This is a genomic window from Ancylobacter oerskovii (assembly GCF_018390555.1).
Lineage (GTDB): Bacteria > Pseudomonadota > Alphaproteobacteria > Rhizobiales > Xanthobacteraceae > Ancylobacter > Ancylobacter oerskovii.
Window position 1 is genome coordinate 1 of record NZ_JAHBGB010000032.1, and the last position, 26,258, is coordinate 26,258.

Genomic DNA, 26,258 nt, shown 5'->3' on the forward strand with positions numbered 1-26,258 from the left:
TTCCCATCGACGAGGGGCATCCGACCAGCCCGGTGAGCGCCTATGGCGCCTCGAAGCTGGCGGCGGAGAACTACCTGGCCTTCTACGCGGCGCAGTACGAGGTCAACAGCGTCAGCCTCAGAATCAGCAACGCCTATGGCACCGGCCAGAACATCGCCAAGGGGCTGGGCGCGGTGACGGCCTTCACCTATGCCGCCATCGAGGGTCGCCCGATCACCATTTACGGCGACGGGTCGGTCCTGCGCGACTATGTCTGGGTCGACGACGTCGTCCGGGCGCTGATCGCCGCCGGCGCCCGCCGGGAAGTGACCGGCGCGATCAATGTCGGCTCCGGGGTCGGCTCGACCCTGCTCACCATCATCGACGAGCTCGATCGCCATCTGCGCGAACGGCCCAACGTGATCATGCGCGAGGCGCGGCGCTTCGACGTGCCGGCCTCCCAGCTCGACGTTCGCCGTGCCGCCGACGCGCTGGGCTGGCAGCCGGAAGTGGACCTGCGGTCCGGCATCGACTTCCTGTGCGGCTATTTCCAGAGTTTGTTGCCGCTGCGCGCCGCGCAGTGAAGCCATTTGAGCACCATCATGAGCAAAAGCACTCGTTTCCTCCAGAACAGATCATCGATCGCCGCCACAGACAGTCGGCGAGCGCTCTCCGAATTGGATGCGAATGGGCCGCCTCTAAAGGAACGGTTGCGTTCGTTCTCTCGGGTAGTTTGGGCAATATACCTACGTGATATCCAGACGCGCGTCGCCGGCACCCGCTTCGGCTTCCTGCTGTCGCTCGGCCAGCCACTCGCTCACATTGGCATTGTGCTGACAATTTATTACCTGTTAGGCCGTGTCGCGCCCATTGGTACAGACACTATCATGTTCATCGCCACCGGCGCGTTACCCTTCGTAGTATGGCTATATGGCTTTCGCCAAATCAAGATGGCTCCTCAGCAGAATAAGAGCTTAACTCATTTTCCCGGCGTTACGTTAATGGATTTGCTATTTGCGCGTTCATTCGTCGAATTACTTAGTTCGACTTGTGTTTGTATTTTTACACTTGGATCCCTTGCAATTCTTGGTTTTGATGTCATAATTTTTGACGCTCCGAAGTTTGTTTTCTTTTTGTTTCAGACCTACCTCCTAGGAATAAGTATGGGCATATTCTTTGCTGTTCTAGCCAGAATGTTTTTTATTTTTCTAATTATAGGAAATCTTTTAGTGCCAGTGACTTGGCTTACATGTGGGTCCATGTTTATTCCGTCTATGCTCCCTGAAGCGCTTGCATATTGGATATGGTTTCTTCCACTTTCACAACTAGTCGATGCCACTAGAACAGCATTTTATGGACATTATCTTAGCGATTTTTATTCTGAATCCTATATCTCAGGCATAACCTTGGGCTTCGCCGCTATTGGCGTAACGTTGATGTATCTCATGCGAACCAAACTCAGCCAGAATTGATATTTAGCTCTTATGTATAAATTGGTAATTACTGAATTGATGCCTTCGGCATCAAAGGAAATGATCGATAATGGGCCTCGCTGGCCACCATCCTTACGACGCTTGGCGCACCGAAGGCGAGCGCCGTCAGGATTAATTGTATCCCTCCGGTGAGGACCGCCTTGTTTATTTGGAGTGATGGGCTGAAGTCCTAGGGATAATCCTGGGAGTAGCGCAATGACATCGCGGATTGAGGTGATCACGTCGGTGGCCGCGCACGGAGAAGGAGCGGCTGGTGGCCGCCTCTCTTGAGCCACGGCGTCGGAAATTGCCCGCGGCGCCAGGATTCATGTGAGCCAGCTGCTTCGGTGGCGCAAGGAGTTGTGTGCCGTGTCGCCGGCGGCAGAGATCGGGTTTTTGCCGATTGTGACGGAAGGCGCCGCCGACGACTGGCGCCACACGATCACGATCGAGGCGACCGCCGCCGCCGATCCCGCCATGGATTATCCCCGCTATCTCTATGGCGCACGCCGCGCCCCACCCGAGGATGTCGGCGGCATCCCGGGCTTTGAACTCTTCCTCGAAGCCATCGCCGATCCGAACCGCAAGGAGTATGACGAGCTCATACGCTGGTACGGTGCGCCGTTCGATCCCGCTCTCGTCGACGAGGATGTCATTCGTGCTCGTATTGAAAAGCTCGCCCGACGTCGCACCATCGGCAAAGCTGCCTTCGCCAAGAGCCGTGGCCAGATCAATTGAGCAAGCCGGTAACAGCCGTGGCCCTCGTCCGGGGGGGTACGATTAATTCCCACGAAAATGCCATCTAAATTTTCCGGGTCCGAGGCGCATCGCGATCTTCCGGGACGTGCTTTGGAAGAGCACTGGCGCTATCATCAATCATCCCACGCAACCGGCGGAGCGAGATGTCGGTTATCAAATCCGAGAGTTGATGATGATGCCAAGCCTTCACCGGCGAGACCTGTCGGTATCGCGATCACACAGTAGAGCTGAGGCGAACGTAATAGCTCGGGGCTCCTCGATCCGGGCAACGATAGCGTGGTGCAGCAGCCGGTCGAGCAGGGCGGTTGCGACCACACTGATCTCGTCGAAGATCAGCAGCGAGCCCGGCACAGATAGCGGATACGTTTGCGAACGACCCGTCCTTCTCGCCCCTTTGAGCGAGGTGATGATGTCCGCGGCGTCGAGAAAGCAACGCTGCATCCGACTTTGACCGCCTCCACGGTGAGTGCTGTGGCGAGATGGCTCTTGCCAGTGCCCGGCGGCCCGAGCAGATTGATGACCTCGGTCCTGTCGAGCCCGGGTCGATCCGATATTGCCGGCGCTTCTCGAGCACGGGACGGCAGGCGACGAGGCGCCCGGCATCGAGGATACGGATCGAATCCGGTGGTTGACAAACCTCGACAACACACCGGGTCTGATCCGATACACTGGAATAATTGCCGCCGCGCGAGACGAGCCCTTCATGGCTGACGCGGTGCTCGAGCTGGAGGAGGGCATCGAAGGGTATGGCGGGTAGAGGCTGCTGATCGAGCTGCTCGAGGGGAAGGCTTCCAAGACAATCCGCTGCGTCGCTGCATGCAGTCGGCCAACCATTCCAACGGCCTTTCCAAGACCACTCACTTATTGCAAAATAACACTTTACAATCGGCTTCCAGGACAGTTCGCAGTGCCACAACCAAGTCATATCCCTCTCAATGGCCGCTTTTGGACCGATGGCGCGTGGAGAACTTTGGTACTGGCCGTTTGCTGTATATGTATTTTCCTTGGCGCGAATACCGTTGGACGCTGGGCACCTTTCTTGTTTGTCCCTGTTATAGTTTACGGCGAATATCATTGGCACGGACAACGAGAACACGAGCAAAAATCAAGTAAAATTATTTTAGAATTATCAACACTTTATACAATAATACTTTATGTCTGCTATGGAATCGGTGTATTAATTATCAAGCAATTTCAATAACTCAGCAATAATCAAAAATTATCCACATATTCGCGACATCAATGGCGAAAACGTCCACAGTCTTCGGATCTGCTGTATCATAGCGTTAGACCGATTGCATGGCACTTGGTTTCAGGCCATCCTGTGAGAGTCTATGGCTGCAGAAGGCCAAGGCGCGAATGAGGAAACGCCATGAAACCCGTTGCATTCGTCGATATTACCAGCAATCGTACGGTTTATGTCAACGCTGATATGGTTTTAACGGCCTCAGAAGGCACACGCAACTCGACCGTCATAGAGTTTGCAGCGTCATTTAGAGGAGAAATCATCCAGTTTGAAGTAGAAGGATCGCCACAAGACATCGTGGAGAAACTTCAAAATGCAGGGAATGCGACATACCCTCTGCACAACAGCCTTCCATAAGCCCCCCCTCAACAAGGTGTTCAAATGCCGCTATGTAAATTCACCTCATCTGAGGGCGGGCCTGTATGGATCAACCCACATCTAATTGTTCGCATTGCACCCGATAAGGATTATACTCGGATAACTTTGGCGGACGGCGGGGTGAAAGATTTACATGCAAAGGTTATTGAGAAACCCGAAACGGTCGTACAAATTGTGAATGACGCATTATTCTCGAAATCAAAGTCATAAGCTCTCCCACTCCACCGGGAGTGCGCACCGCGCGCTCCCGGTCATTTACAATACAACATAAAACTATAAGATACACTGTCGCTTATTACTTGGAGTATAATTATGCCGCACTTTAAACTTCCAATAAAACTTGTCGAAGATATAACTTGGCCATTTGGCATAAGTATAATTGATGCCTCCGGAGAGGTGCTAGTTTGGGTTAACCGGGAGCACACTCATCTGGATCAAGAAACCCTTGAAGACGTAAAATCCGCCACACACTTCGGAAACTCAAAGAAAACTGCATTGGCTGAGAATGAAAAACAACTTCAAATACTTAACGACATTGTAAATATGGTCAACTTATCAATCGCAAGGCGGCAAAAAATTCGTAGAAGCAACGACATGAAAGCGCCGACAGATCCCAATACCTAGTATTTATAAATTCAAAGATGATAATATTGTTTCATTATTATATTTTCGTTAAATGTCGACGATATTACGCGTAACGGATTGATGTGTGCGTTGTAATTTCCCATTTTGCGGAACCGTCCCTAGTGATTTCTGGTAATCAAATTTCCTGGTCCGTGCGGACCGAATGTTCCTGGGACACATTTCGAAATCGGCTGCGTGCGCCCTTCGCGCATCACTGGATATTTTTCTTTTATGATCGCCAAAGCTGAACTGCTAGTTTCCAAAGCAATATACCGCCGCCCTTCGATACGCGTCAGGACATCTTAATGATACCTTGTGAAAGGAACCTTGGCGGGTCGAAAGGGACTGTTCGGCGCCTATCTCATGGTCGGTGTTGTGCTGGAAGACTGAACCGCCCCGGGTTCGTCGGAGGCCGTTTGGTTTGAGTCACGCCGCGATGGCTGGCTCGTCCAGCATCCCGTAGGAGCGTTCTTCGGCTTCGGCCGGCGGAATGTTGCCTATGGGCTCCCAGCAGTCGGCGATTGTTTAACCAGTCGACCCAGGTCGGCGTCGCGAACTCCACGGCTTCGAAGGATCGCCACGGCTCGCTCCGATGGATCAGCTCGGCTTTGTAGAGTCCGTTGATTGTCTCGGCAAGAGCGTTGTCATAGCTATCACCCACACTGCCGACGGAGGACTCGCTACCCGCCTCTCCGAGGCGCTCGGTATAGCGGATGCTGACATATTCGGCGCCGGCGCAGGGAACACCCGGTTGACATGGTCCAGCGGACACGGCGCGGCCTTGTCCTGAACAGTCGTGCGGAGGGGCTTGCCCCGAATGACACCTTGCAGGCCGAGGTCGGCCATCAGGCGTTCGACCGTGCATCGCGCAACGTCGAACCCCTCGCGCAACATCTGCCGCCAGACCTTGCGTGCGCCATAGACCTCGAGGCTCTCGGCTCGACCCCATGGGCCCCACGGTGATCGTCGATGAAGGCGATCATGACCGATGTCGGCGGTCGAGCTCCGCCTGGGCAAAATACGCCGACGCCTTGCGCAGGATCTCGTTCGCCTGCCGCAATTCGCGGTTCTCGCGTTCGAGAGCCTTGAGCTTGGCCGCCATGTCCGTCGTCAGCCCAGACTTGCGGCCGCTGTCGACCTCGGCTTTCTTCACCCATTCGTTCAGCGTCTGCGCCGTGCAGCCGATTTTGCTCGCGATCGACGCGATCGCTGCCCAGCGCGATGGATGCTCGGCTTCGTGATCCAGCACCAGCCGCACCGCCGCTCGCGCACCTCGGAGGAGAACTTGTTCGTCGTCTCGCCTGTCATGGCTCCACCTTCTTGTCTTATGGATGGGCTGTGTCTCGTGCAAAACTGAGTTGTCGAAGGGAATACCGATCCCGCCCGACGACGCCGAGGAGCGGGCCGAAATCGTCTTGGTCGCAATGGGCTGTTCCTGAGTGAGGTCGCCCTCGGCTCTTCTTCTGCCTTGAACGGATACATGGGCTTCGGGCCCGCATGACAAGACGAAGGGAAGCCCCGAATGAGCCAGACCATAGGGATCAATATCTCCAAGGACACGCTGGATGCCTACCGCCAATCCGATGGGCAGTGCCATCAAGTGCGAAACGATCGCGATGATCATCAGGCGCTCCTTCGCTGGATCGGCCGGAATGCCGAGTTCCTCGTCGTGTTCGAAGCGACTGGCGTTTATCATCGCGATCTGGAACTCACACTCGGTACGCGCGGTCTGCCGTTCGCGAAGGTCAATCCGAAGCAGGCCCGCCGGTTCGCTCAGGCAACGGGCCGTCTCGCAAAGACAGATCGCGTCGATGCCGCGATGCTTGCTCGCATGGGCGCCGCCCTTGCCCTGGCTCCGCCGGCACCTCGGCACCAGAGCTTCCATGACCTCAGAGAGTTGCTCGCCGCCCGGCGTGCCCTTATCAAGGATCGAACGGCTGCCAAGATACGTCGATCGACGGCGCCTCGCGCTGATAAAGCGCCAGCTGGATGCGCGGCTGAAGCGGCTTGACGACGACCTGGAACGCATCGACACCGAGTTGGCGTCGCTGGCAAACATGGGCGCCGGCCTGGCGGCACGGCTTGCCATCCTACGCAGCATACCGGGCGTCGGTGACGTAACCGCCATAGCGCTCGTCGTCGATATGCCAGAGCTCGGAGAGCTTGAGGGAAAGCAGGCCGCCAGCCTTGCCGGGCTAGCGCCAGTTGCTCGCCAGTCCGGCAAATGGCAGGGCAAAGAACGCATCCAGGGCGGTCGCGCCGCCTTGCGTCAGGCGCTGTACTTCCCCGCAATAGCCGCAGCGCGCTTCAATCCGGATCTCAAGCAAAAGTACGAAGAACTCATCGCTGCGGGGAAGGAGAAGAAGGTCGCGCTGACCGCGATCGTGCGGAAAATCATCGTGATGGCCAACGCCCTCATACGCGACGGCCGTCAATGGACGGCGACGCGTGCTTGACCAACACGGATACTCAGGAGTTGGGGCCTTCGACAAACCCGGGGTGGTTCAGACCAGAGAGATGTCGCTTCCACATTGAGCTCGTCCACATTCTCAGATAGAAACGAAGTAGGAAACGACTGGCTAGGTCGTCGATACATTCACGCAGAGTTTAGCATCGTCGGGGGAGTTCAATCCGACCGTGCCTTGCTTTCGACCGACTGAGCCACCTCTCTGAGATACTAGTATCATCCCTAAAAACCATCTTTTGAGTATTAATATGTCTCTATATTTGATCATATGCGATCTAAAAGTAAATTACAATTACCAAGCCTTTATTAGTCAAATGAGAGAATGGAATTTTAGAAGCCATCTTTCATCAATCTGGTATGGAGACATTGATGTCTCCATACGAACGGTCCGGTCTACCGTCAAACGGCTTGTGCCCCGCGACGATGATTCTATTGTTATCAAGCTAAAACCCGGATCAGACTGGTCGATATACATTCCGTCGGGAGACGACGTTTCTCACTCGGCAGCACGGTCTGAGAACCCACGTTAAACGTCTCCCATACACTCCGTGGTCCCGACCTGGAGCCGCACTGCTGATTTCACGGAGAATTAACTTCGCCGATGGAGGCTTGGAATCTGTGACCTGCCCCCGCTGGTCCCGCGGTCATAACGAGAGTCTGCCGGTTTGATATTCGTCCTGCCCCACCGGCACAAGCGCGTCGGGCGTGACGCTTCCATCATGCAGGAACGCCCGACACGCTTATGCCGGTGTTCGGTTCCCCAGGGATGAATGCGGCCGGACATTGTTGTAGTGGTAGCGCCAGACGGGCAGCTTGAGCCTGGCGTCAGCCAGGCTGTCGAACAGCTCCTCATTCAGGAGCTCGTCGCGCAGCGACCCATTGAATGATTCAATGAACGCGTTCTACTGCGGCTTGCCGGGATCAATGTAGTACCACTCGACTCGGTTTTCGCTGGCCCACTTCAGGATCGCTCGGCTGGTGAACTCGGTGCCGTAGCACATTGGGAAGAGGCTCGACCGTTGGCTGACGGCGCGCGAAGCCTTGCGTAGTGCAGCGCGCCGTCACGGCGGTCATGACCGGCCAGCAGGTCTCTAAAGTGAGGTTGTCGAGACAACACTTTGGAGAGAGGCCGACCATGACCAAGCGCTTTTCTACTCCCACCGGCGCCGTGCTGGTAGCGATCGACATGTCCAAGCATCGTCAGGAGGTCCTGATCGAACGACCTGAGGGTGGTCGACGCCGGCGGATGACCGTGATGGCGACCAAGCAAGACTACGAGCGCCTGGTTGCTGAGCTTTCTGCGATCGGACGACCGATCCTCGTCGGCTTCGAGGCGACCGGCAACTACCATCGCACGCTCGCCCACCGACTGCTGACGACAGGCTTCGAGCTGCGGCTAATCTCCTCGGTCGCGCTCGCCCGGACTCGAGAGGCTCTGCACAACGGCTGGGACAAGAACGATCCCAAGGATGCCCAGGTGATCCTGCACATGTTGCGGATCGGCGCCACGCAGGCCTATGTCGATCCGCTTGCCGCCGGTATCCACGACCTGCAGGAGCTGTCGAAGACGCACGAGACGATCTCGAAGGCCAAGACGCAGACCTGGCACCGCATCCTGACGCATTATCTCCCGCTGTATTTTCCGGAGATAGCCCGCTTCGCCGGCAACAGCCGCTCGGACTGGTTTTTGGCGCTGATCGAGCGTTTCCCGACGCCCGGCAGCATCACCACACTGGAGCGGGAAGCGTTCGTGGTTGAGGCCTGGCCTCTGGTCGGCCGCAAGGTCTCCAAGGCTCGGCTGATCAACGATATCTACGAGACGGCCTGCTCATCGATCGCGTTGCCGGTGTTGGAGGAGAGTGCGGCGATCACAATGTTCCGCATGATCATCGCTCAAGCGCGAGGCCTGATCCGGGAGCGCAACCGGATCGAGGAGATCGCACAGGCCACGCTGGCTGATCATCATGACTACCGGCTGCTGCGGCGGATTCCCGGAATCGGACCGATCAACGCTCTGACAATCCTCGCCGAGGCTGGAGACCTGCGCAGGTTCGGCCATCACCGGCAGTTCCTCAAGTTCTGCGGCCTCGACCTCGCGACCTGCCAATCCGGCACCTTCCGCGGCCGGACCAAGCTGTCGAAGTACGGCAATGCCCGCCTGCGCCGAACGTTCTGGATGGCAGCGCAGGTCGCCGCGCGCCAGCGCGATAACAGCTTCCGCGACAAGCTCGGCCGCTATGTTGCCGGCCACGCGGACGATGCCGATCGCCGTCGCAAGACGATGACCGCACTTACCGCCAAGATGGCGCGGGTGGCGCATGCCGTCGTCAAGACGGGGACAGAATACCGGCCGTTCCTGGAGCGGTCGGATGCCAGGTGGAAGGACCCCTCTCTGCAAGTGCCGTGAGGGCGCCGAAGGCGACCCTGTAGATAATGTTCGGGCCTTCCACCTGGGTGCGTATCTCGTCTTGAGGACGGTGAGGATCACGGCCGTATCAATGCCGCTGGATCCTGTGTTTGCTATGGCCGGGAGCGATCCCGTTGACGGTGGAAACCATCTGGATCAGCTTATTACCGACGTCGGCGCATTGCCGACGCGATGAGACCTGCTGGCCAAAGCCCAAAGCTGCTTCCCGACATAGGACGTTGTCGCTGACTATGCAAGCCGGTTTGCCATAGAGCCGCACCAGCGTGTCGAGTTCGCGCGCGACCCTGACGCCCGAGATGCTGGTGTCGCCCACCAGGCAAAGGTTCTCGCGGCAGGCGCCATCGTTGATCGCCAGGATGCGCAGGCGCCGGGAAACGCCGAATGTGTCGGCCACGAAGTCCATAGACCAGCGGTCGTTCGGCCGCAGCCGCACCGGCATCGGCGCCGGCTGCCGCTTCTCACGACGTGTCGTCGGCCGGCAATGAAGGCGGAGATGACGGCACAGCTCGTCACCGATGCCCTCATCATGGCGATCTGGCGCCGCGGCAAGCCGGACAGCCTGCTGCATCACAGCGACCAGGGTAGCCAATATACGAGCGAGCAGTTCCAGCGCCTGATGGCTGACCACGGCATCACCTGTTCGATGAGCCGATCGGGCAACGTCTGGGACAATGCTGCGATGGAGAGCTTCTTCTCGTCGCTGAAAACCGAGCGGACAGCCCGCAAGGTCTACAGGACGAGGGATGACGCGAGAGCGGATGTGTTCGATTACATCGAGCGCTTCTACAATCGCCGACGCAGGCACTCGACACTGGGCTATCTGAGCCCGATCGAGTTCGAGGAACGAGCTAAATTAGCCTAACCTCGTGTCCACAGAACCGGCAGCAGGCCAGATCGCCTGCATTACAACACCCTTCCGAAGTGGATCGTCTGAGAACAGTCCGTAATCTCCTCCAACTAGCACTAACTCCCGGATCAGTCGAACGTAGCGTTCGGAACTCTGGCCGAACCACCCAAAGGCGACCACCTCAAGTCAACGGCCAAGGTGCGACCTCTGCGCAGTCATAGCGTGGGGCAACAACCCTTGCATCCGGGCCATTCAACTGTAATATTTCTGTTAAGCGGTATTTGCGATTGTTCCTATGTGGAAGCCATGACTGAAAGTTCTGCTAATACCCCGAGCGGGAGTCCGGCTAGCCCTCCTTTCGGAGAGGGTGTTTTGCGGGATTTTAGTCGCTTTGATGAGAGGCCGTTTGTTCATAACGCCCTCGACGATCTTATTTCCATGACGTCGTTGGAATCCGGTGTCCATACGGTGAATATCCAAGATGGTTTTTTTGATTTTATGTATCGTCGCCGAAAGTCCAGGGCACTCCTAGTCTTTTTTCATGGTGCTATGCGGAAAGAAGTAACGTTTCCGATTTTTTCAGGTTTGGGAATCGGCCACAGCCTGAGAGCAAGCCGTTTGCTTTTTAGTGACATGACACTCCATGTCGACAGAAAAATGCGCCTTGGATGGTACCTCGGAAAGAAAAATTACTGTTATTCTGATGATATAGTAAGTATAATTAATTGGGTTGTGAAGACGCATGGCTATCGGCGCATTATTCTCGTTGGTGGATCGGGCGGAGGGCACGCGGCCCTCAAGATATCTCGTCGAATTGCGAAATCAATTGCCTTCGTTTGGAACCCGCAGAATGATATAGGCAAATACTACTGGCCTCCAGTTGAGAAGGTATCAAGCGTAATATTTGATAATCCGGATTTATATTCTGTTCCTGATGGGGACCGCGCGAAATTTCAAACATGTCTTTCAGACGTATATCGAGGAGGGTCGCAAGATAATTTTATTGTTTATCTTCAGAACTTTTCAGACACCATGCATTTGGAGCAACATGCGTCTTCATTCTATCAGTCTATGGTAGGTGTAGAAAGGAATTTAGAGGTTGGTTCATATAAGATGAATAACAAAGCCATTTTGATCGTTGGGGATTGGGCTGATGGTCATGTTGGACCGCCTCGGGGAGCAATGACCGAAATTTTATATGCCTTGGTCGAGCGTTCAGCAAATATCGCTGACATGTTTTTGAATGATAGTGTTACTAGTATTGTAAATGACTCTTTGTCGAAAGCTTCCATGTTTTCGGAGGAGATAGTCAAGTAGAATGACGTTTTTCATGTTGTGAGGCTCTTGAATGAAATATAGGGATCATTTGACACGAAATTTTTGATGTACTGCCCAATTGTGTAGAGGTTGATAGTCATACACGGAGCGTGGTTGGTAGTCGCCGGCACTATCTCGGATGTTGCCTCGGGGTATGGTTTCCAATCTGCGTGTGCGGGAGTGGCCATTTATCGCATAAAGTAGCCACTCCTCTTGGCTACTCGGTTTTTCTGCCAACGTCAGATCGATAATTGGTTCTTGACCGTCGCTCCCATCGTTTATGATTGAGATGGATGTGATATCAATCATAATATTGCCGCAAATATACTGAAATCCGCGGAAATCTCTTTCCGGGACAAGGGTGGTGTCGACGACAATTGGCGGAAATAAAAGTGGGGCATAATATATTCTGACGGTCGTTCCGCTGCGTTCAGCAGAATTAATTAATACCGGATCACTTTTTTTCAGTGTTACAATCCGAAGAGCGTGCGTTGCTCCGATGCGTGCATTTCCTGGGCCGTCAATATGCAATGTCCGGCCGTCTTTGATCGAGTATGGGTATGGATAATCTGGTCCAAGAAGAACGTGCTGGCTGCTTTCTTGATGTAATTCGAGCATTGCTAAATACGGACTGACTCGATTTGACGAAAACGTGGAACTCTGAGTCATCCAAAATAAGGGGCGATGGCGTTGTCCCGTCAAGGCGGAAATGTCAGCTTCAATATTAATTTGATGTTCCATTAGTTTATTTTTATACGTATCTATACTATCTCGAGTCGCGGATTCTCCGCCTCTCCAGAGAGTTCCCGCATAAAAAACATCGTCGAATCCCACTTCGGAAGCAAGTTCTTTAATGCGAGTAATGGCTGACAGGCGATTATTATAAGCATTGGTTCCTTTCATGACTGCTTCGTAAGGCCTCCCGGGAAGTCCAACACAAAACCAGGCCGATGCCCAGTTGATGTTAGCAATCTCCGCTGCCCAAGCCATCCGTATTGCCAATTGCTCTGCTGGCGTTTCACCTTGCCTACCTCGAGTTCCGGTCGCACCTCGCTTTGCACGGATCGGGTTCAGCGTATCGATTTGTGTGGAATCAAGGATAGGATAAGGGTTTTTACTGGTTGGCCCTAGACCCATGCGGACATCCGATCCCAGCATCATAGCTTGAGTAGGATAGGGATTAACGTAGGTCGTCAGAGGGAAGCCTTGAGATCCTGCAGCGTTACTCTGTCCATCAGAAGAAAAAATCCAAAGGATTTTTGAAGTTGCGCCAATATGTTCGATTAAAATGTTTTCAGAGAGAGGAAAATTTGGTGAACTAAGGAGAGAGGCATAGCGGTTGAACCGTATAAAAGTTCGCCACATAGGAGGCTTAACCAAAAAATTAAGTGAAGTCATGGTTCCCTCTGGAAAAACGAGTTATAATCATGCGTTAAAACGAAATAATATGATACAAAATATTGGAGTATCCAAGGAATCGTCCTTATTACATAAGTTGACACAATGGAAGACATGCGATTGCCATGATGGTCACTCCGTCAGTTTCAATGTGCGTACAGAATTCACGGCGAACGAGAGAAGCCAAGGGGGCCTGCAACGGTGGGGTAGCGTGATGTCGGCTGGCCCGACGAAACGGTACAGTGTATAGGTCTAAAGTAGGGCACAATGAGGGCTCCCTGATTAGAAGTCGGGGCGGTCGCAGCATTCGATGAACGGAACAGGTGGCAAAACTGCATTGTGCCGCGACGATCCTCTTGCACAAACAGCAACCCCTATCTGTGCCGATTTTGGATTCGGGTAGAGGCGTTAGGGACGTATGATTATCATGCTGACGCCACGCTGTTGATTTTCGTCGAGAAGTGACCCTGGATTTCCACTGAGAAGTGACCCGGGTTGATGGTGGTCTTGGGTCAGGTGGCGGTCAAGTTTCGCGGCTTCTTGAACCGCCCCGCGTTTTCTAGACGCCTTCGGCTTTTGCTTTGTGCTGCCTCGATGGGTGACAGCATCCCGTTCCGTGCGTGCTTCCGCGTGGGGTTGTAGAACATCTCGATGTAATCAAACACGTCCCGACGTGCCTCGTCGCGCGTGCGATAGACCTTGCGGCGGATACGTTCGCGCTTGAGCAGGTTGAAGAAGCTCTCGGCCACGGCGTTGTCATGGCAGTTACCGCGACGGCTCTACGAGCAAACCTCGGTCATCGTCACCACCGACCTCGCCTTCGGCGAATGGCCGTCAGTGTTCGGCGACGCCGAGATGACCACGGCTCTCCTCGACCGCCTCACCCATCACTGCGACATCATCGAGAGCTGGCGCTTCAAGAACAGGATCTGACCTCGCTCGCCCATCCTTCCCGGGGGCCCTCTTGCACGCCGATCAAGGGTCCCGTTCCAACGCCGTTTGACATCATTGACCTCGCTGCTGGCGAAGTCGAAGCCGGCGAGGTCGCGATAGGCCGGGAAGCGGGCGGCCTTGAGTTGGTAGGCGGTCGAGCGCACCTCCCGTTCGGCGGTCTCTGCCTTCAGGAGCTGCGAGAGGATCGGCATGGCGGTCTCGAAGGCGGGAGCCCCCTGTTCGGTAAGTTCGGCGACGGCTTGCGCCATGCCGTGCATCTTGAGGCTGCGCAGCATGATGACGAGGGCCCCGCTGGCCGGATCATGACGCATGGTGTGCCTCCCTGGCCCGGCGCAGGGCGTCATAGCGTTCCACATTGGCCTGAGGCTCGGTGGTCACCATGAGGGCGGCAGGAGCCGGGATCGTCGGCGTGCTCAGCGGCGTGCCGTCGATCAGTCGGTGCAGCAGGTTGAGGATGTGGGTCTTGGTCGGCACGCCGACCTTGAGAGCGAGTTCGACAGCCTCGAGCACGACCTGCTCGTCATGCTGGAGGACCAGGGACAGGATCTCCACCATCTCGCGGTCACCGCCCGGCCGTTTGAGCAGATGCTGCTGCAAGGATCGGAACGCCGGCGGCATCTCGGCGAACGGTGCGCCGTTGCGCAATGCGCCGGGCTTGCGCTGGACCACGGCCATAATGGCGCCAGTCATAGACGGTCCGGCTCTGGCGATCATGGGAGCGAGCGAACACCCGACCATGCTCACAGATGGCCTGCCCCTCGGCGACGACGACGATCCGGTCGGGATAAGCTTCGCGACCGCAACGCGGCGGCGAAGGCCATGCTGGCGAATTACGCGACGCAGATCACCTTCCCGGGGGGCCGGTTCTACGATCCCATCGCAACGCCCATGGCATTCGGGTCGACCACAGAGGCCGTTACCACCGGCGCCCGGCTCGATCTTGCGGCGGCGGTGTGGGCCGATAGCTGGCTTGAGGACGCCGATGAGGCCGCGCTGCTCGCCGACTTCCGGGCCAAGGTGGGGTTGGATATCCCCTCACTTGCCTGACCGGTATCCAACATAACTCGTGGCAGTACCCTCCCGACCATACGGGTAAGGCGATCCCACGAGGTTCCATGCCCCCCCCCTCTGGGCGGTTTTTCTATGAGTGGTGGGCGGCCGGACGCGGGCTGCTTGCGATTGCTCACTCACGTCCGGCCTGACCCCGACCGAATGGGGTTACGGCGGGGCTGACGCCCAGATATCACGCCATATGAGGCAGAGGAAACGGCCGGGAGTTGGCCGGACGCTGGTTGCGGGTCACGTCCGGCCGTACCGGGCGCCGCTCTCATTTGGGGCGGGAACGGCGCGAGGTGGCGGTGAAGTAGCCTTCGGCAAGCCGCGCGACCAGACCGCGTCACGCAACTCTGACCTGCGCCGTCGGATGGGGGAATGGGGCGGCCGGACGCCTCGTTGCAATGGTTCGCGCGCCCGGCCTTGCCCAGCCAAACGCCGGGCCGGGGCGATGGCTAGCGAACGTTTGTGAAAAATCCACGACAGGAAAAGCGGCCGGGCGCCCGGGGACTGTGGCTGCGCCCGGCCGAGCCTGCGCCGAGTTGGGGGAGACCCGCAGGCTTCCTTCAGACTAGCCGAGCCTGGTCGCGGCTCAATGACGATTTCGCACTCACCGAGGATGAAAAAATGGACACACGGGAGTTGCAAACGCGGCTCACGGCGCTTGGCTATGCGCCGGCCGATCGATGGTGTCATGGGCCTGAAGACGCGGGCAGCGACCATCGCGTTTCAGCGGGCGGCGGGACTGTACCCCCATGGTATCGCCGGGCCGAAGACGGAGGCGGCCTTGAAAGCCGCCATCGAGGCGCGGGCGGTCGATGTCACGCCGGCGCCGGTGCGCCAGAGCATGAGCGCCATCGGCCTTGCCGTGCTCATCAGTCGCGAGGCGCGCAAGCTGACGGCCTATCGGGACACCAAGGGCATCCTGGACAATCGGCATCAGCCATACCGCCGCCGCCGGCGCGCCGATCCCCTATCGGGGGCTCACGATCACCGCGGCCGAGGCGGACGCCATCTTTGCCCGGACCTCACCCAGTACGAGGACGCGGTGCGCGCAGCGGTCAAGGTCGGCTTGGCTGATCACCAGTACGATGCGCTAGTGTCCGTCTGCTACAACATTGGCACCGGCGCTTTCGCTGGCGCCACCTTCGTCAAGCGCATCAACGCCGGCGAGAGCCGGGCTCGGATCCGCGCGGCCATCCTGATGTGGTGCAAGCCGACCGAGATCCTGTCCCGCCGCACCGGCGAAGCGGACCAGTTCGTCACGCCCTATAGCGTCTCGCTGCCCAAGGCCCGGTCTACCGACGCGCGGCCGATCAGCGTGGCTGCTTGACTACCCTCAACTTTCATCGCGTCAACGCGAATACTGCCCCACGATTACCTGCGGCCCGATGCCGCCGAACAAACGGGCTGGAGACTTACGAGGCTTCAAGGCTTTTACGACTTCCGTCAGATCGCGGTACGCGCCGATAACGAAAACGCCATCCTCATAGGGGATGTAGTCCAAGGTATATCTGAGCGCCAATTTTCGAGCGGTCTGCTTAGTTGCGCTGCAACCTGTAGGAACGAACACGGACCAAGCCGCCCAGCTCTTGGCTTCTGACGAAGAGTGTTGCGGGGATAATGTCCATCGCTCTCCCTCCAATGTAATTCTGCGCTGAACAATGCGATATGGAAAAATTTCCATATTCATGGCTGCATCCTCACCGATTTCTAGCAGGATTCAGGTGAAATAACTCCAGGTTCCGCGGCTTTATTCCATATGTACAATATTTCCAAGCCCACTTCCTGCGAATAGCAAAAATATGGGCTTCCTCACCCACATCACGGGGCGGGAATGCTTCGATGGCAGAACGCGTTCAGTATACCAGCGGATTGCTGCAGTGCAAGCGCTCAAGAGCGAGTGCCGTTGGCGCGGCGTGAATGCGTGCGATTGAGCCGTCGGTACGCCCACCCCCACCAGGGCCCGCCCAAGCGGGGCTCTTTTATTTGGAGAATGTCATGAGCACGACCACGAAGGCCACGGCGACCGCCGTGCTGGCCACCCTGACGCCTGCCATCGCACAGGCAACGCATGCGGCCGTGCGCCACGCGGCGACTGCCGGCCTCGACACCACCGACGCCACGGCAATCGCCAAGGAGGTGGCGAAGGAGGCGACGGCCGTCGTCATCAACCAGACGAACAATGAGCTCTGGTACCAGAGCCGCGTGACGCTGGGCGCCATCCTTGCGGCGCTCGCCGGCATTCTCGGGCTGTTCGGCTGGGCCGTCCCGGCCGAGATGCAGGGCAAGGTGATCGACCTCATCGTCGCCCTCGGTCCGGTGATCGGCGCCGCCCTGGCGCTCTATGGCCGCTGGGCCGCCAAGAAACCGCTCGGATCCTGACGACCTTCCCCGCCTACGCATGAGGTGCCTGTGATGCCCAACTCGGAAAGGGGGGCGGCAATGGACCAAGACAGCCGGCAGTCCTTGGATGTTCTCGATACCCGCCTGCGTGCCAATGAACGCGGGCTTGCCGATGTGCAGTCGACCATGCGGGACGCCAGATCGGCACGCAGTACACCAAGTTCGAGCAGGCGATGGCCGCTTAGGGGGCGCGGTTCGAGCAGCAGATCAACGCACAGAATGCATTGATCGAGAAGCGGAGCGAGCCGAAGTTCCAGATTTACGCGATCATCATCCCGATCATCCTCGCCACCGTCGGCTTCGTCTGGGCAATCCTCCAAACGCAGATCTCCTCCAAGCTCAATCAGGAGACCTTCGTGGTCGCCACCGAGAGGGCGAAGGAGGCCCGGCAGGGGCAGGACAAGGCGGTTGAAACCATCGTGGCGAAGATGGCTCCGTTCGAGGTGCACAAGATCCAGTGGGATGCACAGGCCTCGGAGAACGCCAGCCTTCAGCGGCAGATCGACGAGGTGAAGCGGAGCTCCGCCGACACCTATTCGGCCCGTGACGTCATCCTGCGTCTGGAAAGCCGGCAGCGGGAGCTCGAGGATCTGGTATCCGGGGGCGGGTCACCGAGCTGCATTGCAAGGTATTATTGCTGGCGCGCGACCATGGTGTCTGCCGCCAGCTGATGGCGATCCCCGGCGTCGGGCCTGTCACCTCGCGGGCCTTCGTCAGCACGATCGACGTTCCGGCGCGCTTCAAGACGTCGAAGGCCGTCGGCCCCTCGCTCGGATTGACGCCGGTTCTGCACCAGTCCGGCGAAAGCTATAGGATCGGCCGGATCTCTCGGCGACCACCACGCGAGTCAGATTGTTCCGTCTCGTTCTACGGATCCCATGCTGGGAGAGCCACACGGCTGATCCCGAAGAGAAAAGCGGACCCGCGAGAGGCAGTCGGAAAGGAGCACCTCAATGCACTTGACCCAAGCCGGCCGAATAGAGAAGAGCCAAAATTCCACGCCGAAACACACAACAAGCCCCGTTCGCGCTCATGAACGGCTCTCCGACCCCCGCTGGCATGAGCCCTGACCCGCCAGAATTTTCCAGTTTACGCAGGCCCAACTTCGGGTTGGACCTGACGAGGGACAACACCGAGACGCTGAAGATGATTCCGCACCGGTGGAAGGTAATTCATACGGTACGCGAGCGTCCCCGCCGGACCTGCGAGGCAGTGACGCAGCCGCCGGTGTCGTTTCGCGTATCCCGCGCGGCGATAGCGGGCCAAACCTGCTCTCCATGGTGCTATTCGAGAAGTTCGGTCAAGCAATCCGCCGCGTTTCACGAGTTCGGAATTCAGCTCCATTCAAGACAATTGAAACATTTGGCAATCCAAGAATTTCGAAAAATTCGTCACAAAAACGAGAAAGACGATGTTCAGGGAGATCAAAACTCGGATCCGGCTGGTGGGAAACACCGACGAGCCCGGAGATCGCTGAAATCTCAACAGCCATCTTCCTGACTGTCTTGGGATTTCGAAAATCTCCTATCACGTGCACAGCTAGGTCCTGAACTGGCGGATTACGAGATACCATCTCGCGAGGAATCATTTGCATTTTCTTCTCGATCTGATCGGAAGAAAGGTGCCCGCCGCTCAGTTCATGCCAATATCGTGAAATTTCCCGGTAATAATGCCGGAGACCGAAATAAGTGGTGCTTACGTGCGTGAGCTTTGTACGTGTGAGTGAGGCCCCATCGTCAAGAGCGAATGCGAGTGGCACATCAGGCAAAACCTTTGCAACAGAGTCTTTACCAAAAGCGCTCTGGACGCGCCAAATAAACTCGGTATCCGCGGAAACACGCACATCATCCCACCCTCCAAAGCGATCCGTAACCTCCCGCTTAAAGAGGAAAGATGAATGACTCCAGTGTATGAGCCGATCCGTGAGCCGCCAATTGGTCGTAAAATGCATTGAGTGTCTAGCCCTAATCCAGTGCGCAAGCACAGCGATCGCCCCATCTTTTTCGGAAAGATGCCGCAACTGACTTGCAATTTTCTGGGGGTGAGACCAATCATCAGCATCATGAGTTGTGATATAGTCTCCAGTGGCAATCTGCAGTCCACGATTACGAGCCGCATACGCCCCACTATTTCGCTCCTGGCGCAACGGAACAATTCTCTGGTCGCCTGCGGCTAGACGGTTGACAATCGAAAATGTCTCATCATCGCTGCAATCATCGACAACTATAATCTCGAGATCTTGATAGGTTTGCTGCACTAGCGATCTTATCGCGGTCTCGATTGAGCCTTCCGCGTTGAAAGTTGGAACAATTACTGACACCTTACCATAATGCGAATCGTCCCTAACTGCAGGCTCGCCATATATGTTTGATATGGAGAGGCCCTTTTCTTGATTGATAAGTCTCAGTTGAGATAGGCCCTTTGCTTTAAATATCCTATTGATTTCCGACAAACGATCTTCGTCACTGTCAATAATATTTGAATTTGCCAAAATTAGATTTGAGTTGTTATCGTGTATATTATAATGAGATAAAATATGCTTCGCTTTTGGCATGTCTCCTGCTTGGAAATGCAACATTGCGTGCATGATAACGCGTTCATCCGTATTGAAGTAGCGCGGGGCAAAACTGGACAGCCCAGCAAGAATCTTGTCAGCCTCAAGATTTTCGCCTTGAAATGCAAGCCAAGCGGCTAGGCGTCGGCCGGCTTCGAAACGAGCAAATTCGTCGAAGCGGGGATCTGCTATGCAGGCACGAAGCTCAGCCGCGGCGGCGTCCGAAGCTCCACCCCAAAGATTCAGTTCCTGCATGCGGACCTTCCGCATGCAGGAGGAGCGAGACGTCAGACGCCCTTCAAAGCGACCATACTCAATATAATGAAGAAAGAGCGCAGGATCATCCTCAGCTATTCCCAAATCCTGGGAAGCATAAAACTCAGCGTCAAAATTCTTGTTGGGACTTTTTCCAGCTTTAGCCCCTTCAGTGAGAAAATGTTCAATTGCAGCTGATTGCGTGAACGAACGATCAGAAAACTGGGAATTGTACCATTTTAGTTGAAACAATCCCGAAGAGCGAATTGTGTCGATTTGCTGCTGTAAATTGGCAGAGACTTTGGATCGGCGCCTGTATATGGAAAACTGATCAGCGACCGTCGGCCCCTCGGTTTCGAGCGTGTCAGCCAGACGCTCTAGCTTTGGCTGGAACGTTAATGGCATGTGCGCTAGGTCGCCGGCTTCAAAACTGACAGCCGAAAACACAGCCCCGTCTTTTCCCTGAAGAACATCGACCGCACAAAAAAAAGCATCCGTCTTACGTGCGATCTCGATGACAGACGCGTATGTATCTCTAAATTTAGGAAACTCCTTAATATCAACGTCGATAAACCCTTCTCCGAACTCTCCTACTCGTGCAAAATGGACAGGCTCATAATAAGCTCGAACTGCTTTTCCCTTTTGGCGACTCTTAAGCAGAATCGAAAAAACGCTACCATTTAAACAGTAAAATCTTATTTTCTGAGCGGATTTTTCAGGATCGATGCAAGAAAATATAAATTCCTCCGCAAACCAGATGCTTTCTCTCTTGTGCGCGAGAGCGTCCCGCTCTCCTCGCGCAATTATTTCTTCTATAGGCAAGTGACGCCCGTGCTTTTCACAACGGTATCCACCTTCGTCTCGCTCCGTTAAAAGAAAGAACGTATTGAGGCCTTGCCCTTCAACGAGCTTTATCGCCACGGGGGGCAGCATCTCGCCACCAAGAAGGGCAGGAAGGCTCACCTCGGCACTTCTGCGCTTCGGAGGATTGAGGCCCGAGGCAATCGCAATTTCGGTCAGCGCTGCGGTCGTCAGGTCAAGCTGCTGCTTTGCCCGAGCCATAGCTCGCCGGCAACGCTTTAACAAAATCTCTTGGTCCTTCACTCGAGACCTCGTGGCTGGGGCAACGCCCATTCTCTGCAAATTTCCATGAGGCCTTATGCCCGGAGATCAATCGGAAATCAATGTTTGCAATATCTTGCAAGCTCGCTCCAGAATCAGATGAAGGCGTCGCAGCTATCGCCGCGGAGCAAGGCCCCACAAGCCGCCGCCGCGCAGCAGCGAAGAAGCGCCACAACAAAGCAGGATCAACGCTAACAGCCAAGAGGCTCGCTCGTCCCTCCGCGGCGGATGGTTTGATATCGAGGCGTCAGCAGTTATCCTCAGGAGCAAACGCCGCTCCCCACGTCCACCCTCGCCGGACGGCCGCTTGGCAGATTGTTCCCTATCACGCCTCAGACCCAGGGATGCTCGTGTCGATCAACAATATTGAAAATTGAAGGAAATATGCGCTCGCGAGCGAGGGCGGCCGCCATTCGAGTCACGGATGGCAGAGGGACGTTGGCTTGCACTGCACCAACGAAATCGCTTAAGCTCAACTCACTGCTAGGCTCCGAGATGGTAAGGAACGGTAACATTATGATGACGTTTGCGACTTCCTAAAGAGGCATTTACTCGTTTTAATCACCCCCCCAGAGTCGGGCCGTGAAGTCATAGTGCCAATTTGGTTGGGGTTGTTGATGGATTCTTTTAATAGTGAGTTCAATTAGTTCGCCGACAGCAAGCTTTATAATAACTTCTACATCAAATTAAAAATGGCAAAAGGCAAGTACGCGACACAATTATACTCGTGGATTTGCCAGCATGAATGATTATACGAATTAATTAGGATCTGATATTTATGCCACTTATCAATAATCGAGTCTACGCCTATATCAGAAATATAGCGATACGTTGAAAGTTCGCCAAGGCCTGACTTCGGTCACTCTCCCATCACGGTGATAAGGACTTATAAAGTCGATGAAAATTGGCGTGTTGACATTGCCGATGAACAAGAATTTCGGTGGCAATCTCCAAGCTTACGCTTTGGTGGAGGTGCTGAGGCGCCTTGGGCATGACCCCTTGCTGATAAATCGGCGCCATCCTCCAGAAAATTTCGTCGATGATGCTGCAGTCGCTGCAAACGACGCAGAGGCACCCCTTGTGACGGATTCGTTTGGAATGAGCGAAGCCGTCCAGAATCGAATTTTTCTCGACAAGTACCTCACTCCGATCACTCGACCCTTTTTTTCGTCCGCGCAGCTTGCAAGGAATATCGACAAATATCAATTTGACGCGGTCGTTGTCGGCAGTGATCAGGTATGGCGCGCGAAATACGCGAGGGCTGCTCTATCCGACTTCTTTCTTGGATTTCTTGAAAGAAGTAACAGTCGCACAAAACGCATCAGCTACGCGGGATCGTTCGGTGCATCTAGCTGGGAGTACGACGCGGATCAAACTCACGAAGCTTCACGGCTGATACGGCAATTCGATGCGGTTTCCGTGCGAGAAGATTCTGCTGTGACGTTATGTCATGATTATTTGAGTGTTGACGCTCAGCATGTATTAGATCCAACTTTGCTGTTGTCCGCTGACCATTATTCAAGTTTGTGCCCAGAAAGATCTGGGAACATTGAAAGCAATCGTCTTCTCACTTACGTTTTGGACGCAAATGCCGACAAGGAGCGCGTGATTACAGCTTTGTCGGAGGCTTTATTTCTGAAGGCATATTCCACTGATGGCAAGCCGCTTCTTCCTACTGGATCGTCAAAAACTGGCCGAGGGGATAAATCGATAGAAGGTTGGTTGGCATCGTTTCGGGATGCCGCCTTTGTCGTGACTGATTCTTTTCATGGTGTTGCGTTTTCGATCATTTTCAATAAGCCCTTTATCGCCTACGGCAATCCTAGCCGGGGACTGGCTAGGTTCACATCTCTTTTGAAGTTGGCTGGCCTCGAGGATCGTTTGGTAATTAAATCCGGTGGGGTCGATCTGGACAAGATGTTGCAGCCTATCGATTGGAAGGCTGTAAATGATCGTTTGGCTGCGCTACGCATTAAGTCTATAGGTTTTCTTGAGGCTGCTCTGGCTGGCAGCAGTCGGACGGGAAAGTTCTCACCACAGTCGATCATTACAAAAAATGAAACGCAAGTGGAACGGCCTGTCTTCACTTCGGTCAACAACGCCTGGCAGATTGTCTCCCATGGACATTCGACTGCCCTTACAGTCGCCCCTGGCGCTGCCATAAGAGGGAATTTGATCTGGTGCGATTTACCCGTCACGCTTCATAAACAATCAGCCTATAGGCTGAAGATCGATTGGACCGTACGGACCAATGCGAGCTCCGTGAGTTTGTGTGTCAGGAACGGGGAAGCCTCCAAAGTCGTTATCATAGGCACGGTGAAGATCGGAAATTCTGCCATCACCCCTCGCGTCGATACTGTTGATTTTATCGCTCCAGGCAACGGTTTTACGCAGTTTGCGCTGGGAGCCGCGAGCTTTACCGGTGACAATGCCGGCGCGGACATCGCGAGCATTTCATGTGAAGAAATTCCACTGAATCTTGTGAAACCTCAAAAGAATATTTCGAGCTTTGCTGACCAGGCGAGGGAACTTGCTCTGCGAGACAACGAGCAGTTCCTTACGGCTTATGCGGAAAGGCGAAACAAGGCAGGCGCACGTGCACGTCTGATGTTTTCTGCGCATTCTATCGAGAAGGGATTGAGTCGCTCCGCGTTTCGCGCAGGCTTTGGTCGTAAGGCTATTGAGAAGCTGGCCGTTGAAACCCAAAATTGGCTTGCGAAGGACCACGATACCGATGATCGGTTTTTCAAGGCCGCCATATCCGTGATGCACGCGTACTTTGAGCGCCACAAGAAACTTGAAGTGGACGTTTCTGAATTCTGGAACTTGTTCAGCCCTTCGGTGCAGGAAATTATTCTTCAGGCCGATGACGTTCATGGTGGTGCTCTGACAGCGGAATCCGCACGGGAGGAGCTGGTACCGACTTGTAGCGAACGCAAGTTCTTGGACGTTGTCTATGGGAGGCGGAGCGTTCGTGAATTCACATCGGCCCCGGTCCGTGACGAGGATATCCAGCGAGCTGTCCAGATTGCTCTTCAGTCGCCCTCCGTTTGCAACAGGCAGGCAGCACGTGTTCATCAATTCAGAGACAGCGATCAAATCAAGGAACTTCTTTCCCTGCAAGGGGGGTTTAATGGGTACAATTTACCGCCTGTCTTGTTGCTGGTGACCGGAGATCAGACGGCTTTTCTCAATCCAAAAGAAAGAAATCAGGCTTTCATTGATGGGGGCCTGTTTATGATGACGCTCTTACTTGGGCTGTATCATGTTGGTCTAGGTTCGTGCCCACTCAATACATCAATGGAGATCGATCAAGAAAAGAAGATTCGAAAAATACTTAACATTTCTAAGACTGAAGTGCTCATCGCATTTATTGCAGTTGGACATTTTGATCCTGCTATCTTGGTTGCGAGATCAACAAGACTTCCAGTGGGCGACGTGTTAGTGCAGCACGAGCAATGATTGTTTTGACACTGAGGCTATTATATTGCGCGGATTCTGATCTATATATAGTTATGGGATGTAACTAATCGAGAACGTTATTTATACACGTACGGGCAAGGATCAGCCACCTTCTGATCCTTGCTTTCTGTGGCCTAGGCAGTGGCCTCATAAATTTGTGGGCCGGTTGGCGGCATGATTCAAGGTCTCCCGATATGGGAGAGAGCGATGCGCCGCCACGAACTGACCGACGAGGAATGGGGATCATCGCGCCGCTGCTGCCGAACAAGGTGCGCGGCGTGGCGCGGGTGGACGACTGCCGGGTGATCAACGGCATCCTCTGGCGGTTCCGCACCGGAGCGCTACGGTCCGCGCACGACCCTCTACAACCGCTTCGTTCGCTGGCGGGCCGCCCGGGATCTGGAATCGGCTGCTGGAGGCGGTTTCGATGGCCTATGACGGCGACATCGTGATGATCGACAGTTCCTGCGTTCGCGTTCACCAGCAAGGCGCCGCGATCAAAAAGGGGGCGACGACAATTGTTGCATGGGACGCTCCCGAGGTGGGCTGACCACCAAGATCTATGCCCTGGTCGATGCCGAAGAGCGGCCCATCCACCTCCTGCTCACCGTCGGGCAGGCTGGCGACTCGCCAGCGGGGCGGGAGATGCTGGCCCGACGTGCACCGGGCGGCATCCTTCTCGCCGAGGCCTACGACACCGACGCTATTCGTGCCGAGGCGGCGGAGCGCGGCGCTTTCGCCAATGTACCGCCGCGCACGATCCGCAAGCGCAGCTTCGCCTTCAGTCCGTGGCTCTACCGCCAAAAGAATCACATCGAGCGCTTCTTCAACCGCATCAAGCAGATGTGTGGCCTCGCCACACGCTACGACCGGCGCCCCGACAACTTCCTCGCAGCCCTCAAGCTCGCCGCAGCGCGCATCTGGATCAATGCCTTATGAGTCTCGATCCTAGTACTACTTTGTCAGATTGTCAGAACTGAGCCGGCGGCGGCAATGCGGGCATCGCGTTGGGGGTGGCCGTTCGAGCCTGGCGATGATGGCCGCGCGGATCGCTGGCAGGGTCGGCTGGGGTGGCGGGCCCTGGTTTCTTTTTTCCCGCTTCGCCTGCTTGAGGCGGCGGGATTGAAGGAAGGCGTAGGCGCCATCGGCTGGATGCTCTTGCGATTACCACCGCCGATCAGCCCTGCCACATAGGCCGGGCACATCCGCGCCCGCACCTTGTGTCGCAGAGCATCGAGAAAGGGCGCAAGCCAGCGCTCCAATTTAGCTCGTCCCTTGAAGCTCCGGTCGACCGCCGACGCCAGCACGTCATCGTACCGGGAATGCGCACTGGGCTGCGATTGAGCCAGGCATGAAAGCCCGACCGCGAGACGTCCAGAACGTCGCATAGCCATGCCACCGGCCAGATGCTCCGGTGCTTCGCGATGAAGGCGAACCTCATGTCGCTTGACGTGCTCCCCTGAATTCCTGCCGCGGCTACTCGGAGCGCCGGGCCTGCAGGCTGATCGGAGTGGATCGGTCGAGCTTCCAGTACCGG

At 55.6% G+C, this 26,258-nt stretch carries 16 protein-coding genes, 15 pseudogenes and 1 other annotated feature; of the genes and pseudogenes, 18 read left to right on the top strand and 13 right to left on the bottom strand.

Going from position 1 to position 26,258, the window contains the following annotated elements; translation table 11 throughout:
• From KHC19_RS14400 to KHC19_RS14410, 3 genes are all read left to right on the top strand, one after another.
• Positions 1 to 563: NAD-dependent epimerase/dehydratase family protein (locus tag KHC19_RS14400; RefSeq protein ID WP_213353088.1), on the top strand; the 563-nt coding region annotated here is incomplete at its 5' end.
• A gap of 18 nt (positions 564 to 581) precedes the next feature.
• The gene (locus tag KHC19_RS14405; protein ID WP_213353089.1) at positions 582 to 1,451 is read left to right on the top strand and encodes an ABC transporter permease; all 870 of its coding nucleotides are present in this window, start codon (positions 582 to 584) and stop codon (positions 1,449 to 1,451) included.
• Positions 1,452 to 1,781: 330 nt separating this feature from the next.
• Positions 1,782 to 2,189, top strand: coding sequence for a plasmid pRiA4b ORF-3 family protein (locus tag KHC19_RS14410; protein ID WP_343207727.1), 408 nt, complete (start codon positions 1,782 to 1,784; stop codon positions 2,187 to 2,189).
• Between the two features lie 207 nt (positions 2,190 to 2,396).
• Here KHC19_RS14410 and KHC19_RS26225 read toward each other — a convergent pair whose 3' ends face one another.
• From KHC19_RS26225 to KHC19_RS25940, 3 genes and pseudogenes are all read right to left on the bottom strand, one after another.
• Entirely contained in the window at positions 2,397 to 2,651 is a 255-nt protein-coding gene (locus KHC19_RS26225) for a hypothetical protein (RefSeq protein ID WP_281418573.1), read from the bottom strand.
• Positions 2,543 to 2,860 carry an ATP-binding protein gene (locus KHC19_RS26475; protein WP_378297330.1) on the bottom strand — a complete coding sequence of 106 codons (318 nt, stop codon included), beginning with the start codon at positions 2,858 to 2,860 and terminating at the stop codon, positions 2,543 to 2,545. The genes KHC19_RS26225 and KHC19_RS26475 overlap by 109 nt, the downstream gene beginning before the upstream one ends.
• Positions 2,749 to 3,035 (bottom strand): annotated as a pseudogene (locus tag KHC19_RS25940) (Mu transposase domain-containing protein); the annotation flags it as partial. The gene KHC19_RS26475 and the pseudogene KHC19_RS25940, both read right to left, overlap by 112 nt.
• 547 nt (positions 3,036 to 3,582) lie before the next feature.
• Between KHC19_RS25940 and KHC19_RS14420 the strand changes: the two are divergent.
• Positions 3,583 to 3,813 (top strand): hypothetical protein, encoded by a 231-nt coding sequence (locus tag KHC19_RS14420; RefSeq protein ID WP_213353090.1) that lies wholly within the window; start codon positions 3,583 to 3,585, stop codon positions 3,811 to 3,813.
• Positions 3,814 to 4,146: 333 nt separating this feature from the next.
• On the top strand, positions 4,147 to 4,458 hold the full coding sequence (locus tag KHC19_RS14425) for a hypothetical protein (RefSeq protein ID WP_213353091.1): 312 nt from the start codon (positions 4,147 to 4,149) through the stop codon (positions 4,456 to 4,458).
• A gap of 426 nt (positions 4,459 to 4,884) precedes the next feature.
• Here KHC19_RS14425 and KHC19_RS14430 read toward each other — a convergent pair.
• Positions 4,885 to 5,766, bottom strand: a pseudogene (locus KHC19_RS14430) (transposase).
• Positions 5,385 to 5,483 (bottom strand) — a sequence feature (AL1L pseudoknot). (Overlaps the previous pseudogene by 99 nt.)
• A 214-nt stretch (positions 5,767 to 5,980) precedes the next feature.
• Here KHC19_RS14430 and KHC19_RS14435 point away from each other — a divergent pair.
• Positions 5,981 to 6,914: pseudogene (locus KHC19_RS14435) on the top strand (IS110 family RNA-guided transposase).
• Positions 6,915 to 7,569: 655 nt separating this feature from the next.
• Here KHC19_RS14435 and KHC19_RS14440 read toward each other — a convergent pair.
• A pseudogene (locus tag KHC19_RS14440) lies at positions 7,570 to 7,917 on the bottom strand (integrase core domain-containing protein); the annotation flags it as partial.
• A 143-nt stretch (positions 7,918 to 8,060) separates the two neighbouring features.
• On the opposite strand from KHC19_RS14440, the pseudogene KHC19_RS14445 reads away from it, so the two are divergent.
• Positions 8,061 to 9,324: pseudogene (locus KHC19_RS14445) on the top strand (IS110 family RNA-guided transposase); the annotation flags it as partial.
• Between the two features lie 246 nt (positions 9,325 to 9,570).
• Here KHC19_RS14445 and KHC19_RS14450 read toward each other — a convergent pair.
• Positions 9,571 to 9,798: pseudogene (locus KHC19_RS14450) on the bottom strand (IS3 family transposase); the annotation flags it as partial.
• A gap of 10 nt (positions 9,799 to 9,808) precedes the next feature.
• Between KHC19_RS14450 and KHC19_RS14455 the strand changes: the two are divergent.
• Together KHC19_RS14455 and KHC19_RS14460 are read left to right on the top strand one after the other, a co-directional pair.
• Positions 9,809 to 10,215: pseudogene (locus KHC19_RS14455) on the top strand (IS3 family transposase); the annotation flags it as partial.
• A gap of 291 nt (positions 10,216 to 10,506) precedes the next feature.
• Positions 10,507 to 11,517, top strand: coding sequence for a hypothetical protein (locus tag KHC19_RS14460; RefSeq protein ID WP_213353093.1), 1,011 nt, complete (start codon positions 10,507 to 10,509; stop codon positions 11,515 to 11,517).
• Between the two features lie 45 nt (positions 11,518 to 11,562).
• Here the strand turns inward: KHC19_RS14460 and KHC19_RS14465 are convergent, their stop codons facing one another.
• Entirely contained in the window at positions 11,563 to 12,915 is a 1,353-nt protein-coding gene (locus KHC19_RS14465; protein WP_213353094.1) for a hypothetical protein, read from the bottom strand.
• A 512-nt stretch (positions 12,916 to 13,427) separates the two neighbouring features.
• A pseudogene (locus KHC19_RS14470) lies at positions 13,428 to 13,694 on the bottom strand (IS3 family transposase); the annotation flags it as partial.
• Between KHC19_RS14470 and KHC19_RS14475 the strand changes: the two are divergent.
• Positions 13,687 to 13,848: pseudogene (locus KHC19_RS14475) on the top strand (ATP-binding protein); the annotation flags it as partial. The pseudogenes KHC19_RS14470 and KHC19_RS14475 sit on opposite strands and share 8 nt — an antisense overlap.
• Positions 13,849 to 13,919: 71 nt before the next feature.
• Here the strand turns inward: KHC19_RS14475 and KHC19_RS14480 are convergent.
• Both KHC19_RS14480 and KHC19_RS14485 read right to left on the bottom strand, forming a co-directional pair.
• Positions 13,920 to 14,180: pseudogene (locus KHC19_RS14480) on the bottom strand (ATP-binding protein); the annotation flags it as partial.
• Positions 14,170 to 14,656: pseudogene (locus tag KHC19_RS14485) on the bottom strand (IS21 family transposase); the annotation flags it as partial. The pseudogenes KHC19_RS14480 and KHC19_RS14485, both read right to left, overlap by 11 nt.
• 32 nt (positions 14,657 to 14,688) lie before the next feature.
• Here KHC19_RS14485 and KHC19_RS14490 point away from each other — a divergent pair.
• Both KHC19_RS14490 and KHC19_RS14495 read left to right on the top strand, forming a co-directional pair.
• Entirely contained in the window at positions 14,689 to 14,916 is a 228-nt protein-coding gene (locus KHC19_RS14490; RefSeq protein WP_213353095.1) for a hypothetical protein, read from the top strand.
• A 676-nt stretch (positions 14,917 to 15,592) separates the two neighbouring features.
• Positions 15,593 to 16,255, top strand: coding sequence for a glycoside hydrolase family protein (locus KHC19_RS14495; RefSeq protein WP_281418572.1), 663 nt, complete (start codon positions 15,593 to 15,595; stop codon positions 16,253 to 16,255).
• A 21-nt stretch (positions 16,256 to 16,276) separates the two neighbouring features.
• Here KHC19_RS14495 and KHC19_RS14500 read toward each other — a convergent pair whose 3' ends face one another.
• On the bottom strand, positions 16,277 to 16,615 hold the full coding sequence (locus KHC19_RS14500) for a hypothetical protein (protein WP_213353096.1): 339 nt from the start codon (positions 16,613 to 16,615) through the stop codon (positions 16,277 to 16,279).
• A gap of 308 nt (positions 16,616 to 16,923) precedes the next feature.
• Here KHC19_RS14500 and KHC19_RS25945 point away from each other — a divergent pair, with 308 nt between their 5' ends.
• The 4 genes and pseudogenes from KHC19_RS25945 to KHC19_RS25950 all read left to right on the top strand — a co-directional run.
• Positions 16,924 to 17,307 (top strand): hypothetical protein, encoded by a 384-nt coding sequence (locus KHC19_RS25945; protein WP_246548915.1) that lies wholly within the window; start codon positions 16,924 to 16,926, stop codon positions 17,305 to 17,307.
• Positions 17,308 to 17,552: 245 nt separating this feature from the next.
• A complete protein-coding gene (locus KHC19_RS14510; protein ID WP_213353097.1) occupies positions 17,553 to 17,999 on the top strand; it encodes a hypothetical protein in 447 nt (148 codons plus the stop codon).
• Positions 17,945 to 18,157, top strand: a pseudogene (locus KHC19_RS14515) (transposase); the annotation flags it as partial. The gene KHC19_RS14510 and the pseudogene KHC19_RS14515, both read left to right, overlap by 55 nt.
• Before the next feature lie 302 nt (positions 18,158 to 18,459).
• A pseudogene (locus KHC19_RS25950) lies at positions 18,460 to 18,632 on the top strand (IS66 family transposase); the annotation flags it as partial.
• On the opposite strand, the gene KHC19_RS26360 reads toward KHC19_RS25950, so the two are convergent.
• A complete protein-coding gene (locus tag KHC19_RS26360; protein ID WP_343207728.1) occupies positions 18,629 to 21,271 on the bottom strand; it encodes a glycosyltransferase family 2 protein in 2,643 nt (880 codons plus the stop codon). The pseudogene KHC19_RS25950 and the gene KHC19_RS26360 sit on opposite strands and share 4 nt — an antisense overlap.
• Before the next feature lie 912 nt (positions 21,272 to 22,183).
• Between KHC19_RS26360 and KHC19_RS14525 the strand changes: the two genes are divergently transcribed.
• Together KHC19_RS14525 and KHC19_RS14530 are read left to right on the top strand one after the other, a co-directional pair.
• On the top strand, positions 22,184 to 24,721 hold the full coding sequence (locus KHC19_RS14525) for a polysaccharide pyruvyl transferase family protein (protein WP_213353099.1): 2,538 nt from the start codon (positions 22,184 to 22,186) through the stop codon (positions 24,719 to 24,721).
• A gap of 207 nt (positions 24,722 to 24,928) precedes the next feature.
• Positions 24,929 to 25,660: pseudogene (locus KHC19_RS14530) on the top strand (IS5 family transposase).
• Between the two features lie 335 nt (positions 25,661 to 25,995).
• On the opposite strand, the pseudogene KHC19_RS14535 reads toward KHC19_RS14530, so the two are convergent.
• A pseudogene (locus KHC19_RS14535) lies at positions 25,996 to 26,168 on the bottom strand (IS3 family transposase); the annotation flags it as partial.
• Between the last annotated feature and the right edge of the window lie 90 nt (positions 26,169 to 26,258).

Bases quoted from the DNA above. Each gene is read 5' to 3' on its own strand.
- KHC19_RS14525 (WP_213353099.1), top strand. From the start codon at position 22,184: ATGAACAAGAATTTCGGTGGCAATCTCCAAGCTTACGCTTTGGTGGAG.
- KHC19_RS14405 (WP_213353089.1), top strand. From the start codon at position 582: ATGAGCAAAAGCACTCGTTTCCTCCAGAACAGATCATCGATCGCCGCC.
- KHC19_RS26360 (WP_343207728.1), bottom strand. From the start codon at position 21,271: ATGGGCGTTGCCCCAGCCACGAGGTCTCGAGTGAAGGACCAAGAGATT.
- KHC19_RS14420 (WP_213353090.1), top strand. From the start codon at position 3,583: ATGAAACCCGTTGCATTCGTCGATATTACCAGCAATCGTACGGTTTAT.
- KHC19_RS14500 (WP_213353096.1), bottom strand. From the start codon at position 16,615: ATGAATATGGAAATTTTTCCATATCGCATTGTTCAGCGCAGAATTACA.
- KHC19_RS14460 (WP_213353093.1), top strand. From the start codon at position 10,507: ATGACTGAAAGTTCTGCTAATACCCCGAGCGGGAGTCCGGCTAGCCCT.
- KHC19_RS14490 (WP_213353095.1), top strand. From the start codon at position 14,689: ATGCTGGCGAATTACGCGACGCAGATCACCTTCCCGGGGGGCCGGTTC.
- KHC19_RS25945 (WP_246548915.1), top strand. From the start codon at position 16,924: ATGAGCACGACCACGAAGGCCACGGCGACCGCCGTGCTGGCCACCCTG.
- KHC19_RS26225 (WP_281418573.1), bottom strand. From the start codon at position 2,651: ATGCAGCGTTGCTTTCTCGACGCCGCGGACATCATCACCTCGCTCAAA.
- KHC19_RS14465 (WP_213353094.1), bottom strand. From the start codon at position 12,915: ATGACTTCACTTAATTTTTTGGTTAAGCCTCCTATGTGGCGAACTTTT.
- KHC19_RS14495 (WP_281418572.1), top strand. From the start codon at position 15,593: ATGCGCCGGCCGATCGATGGTGTCATGGGCCTGAAGACGCGGGCAGCG.
- KHC19_RS14425 (WP_213353091.1), top strand. From the start codon at position 4,147: ATGCCGCACTTTAAACTTCCAATAAAACTTGTCGAAGATATAACTTGG.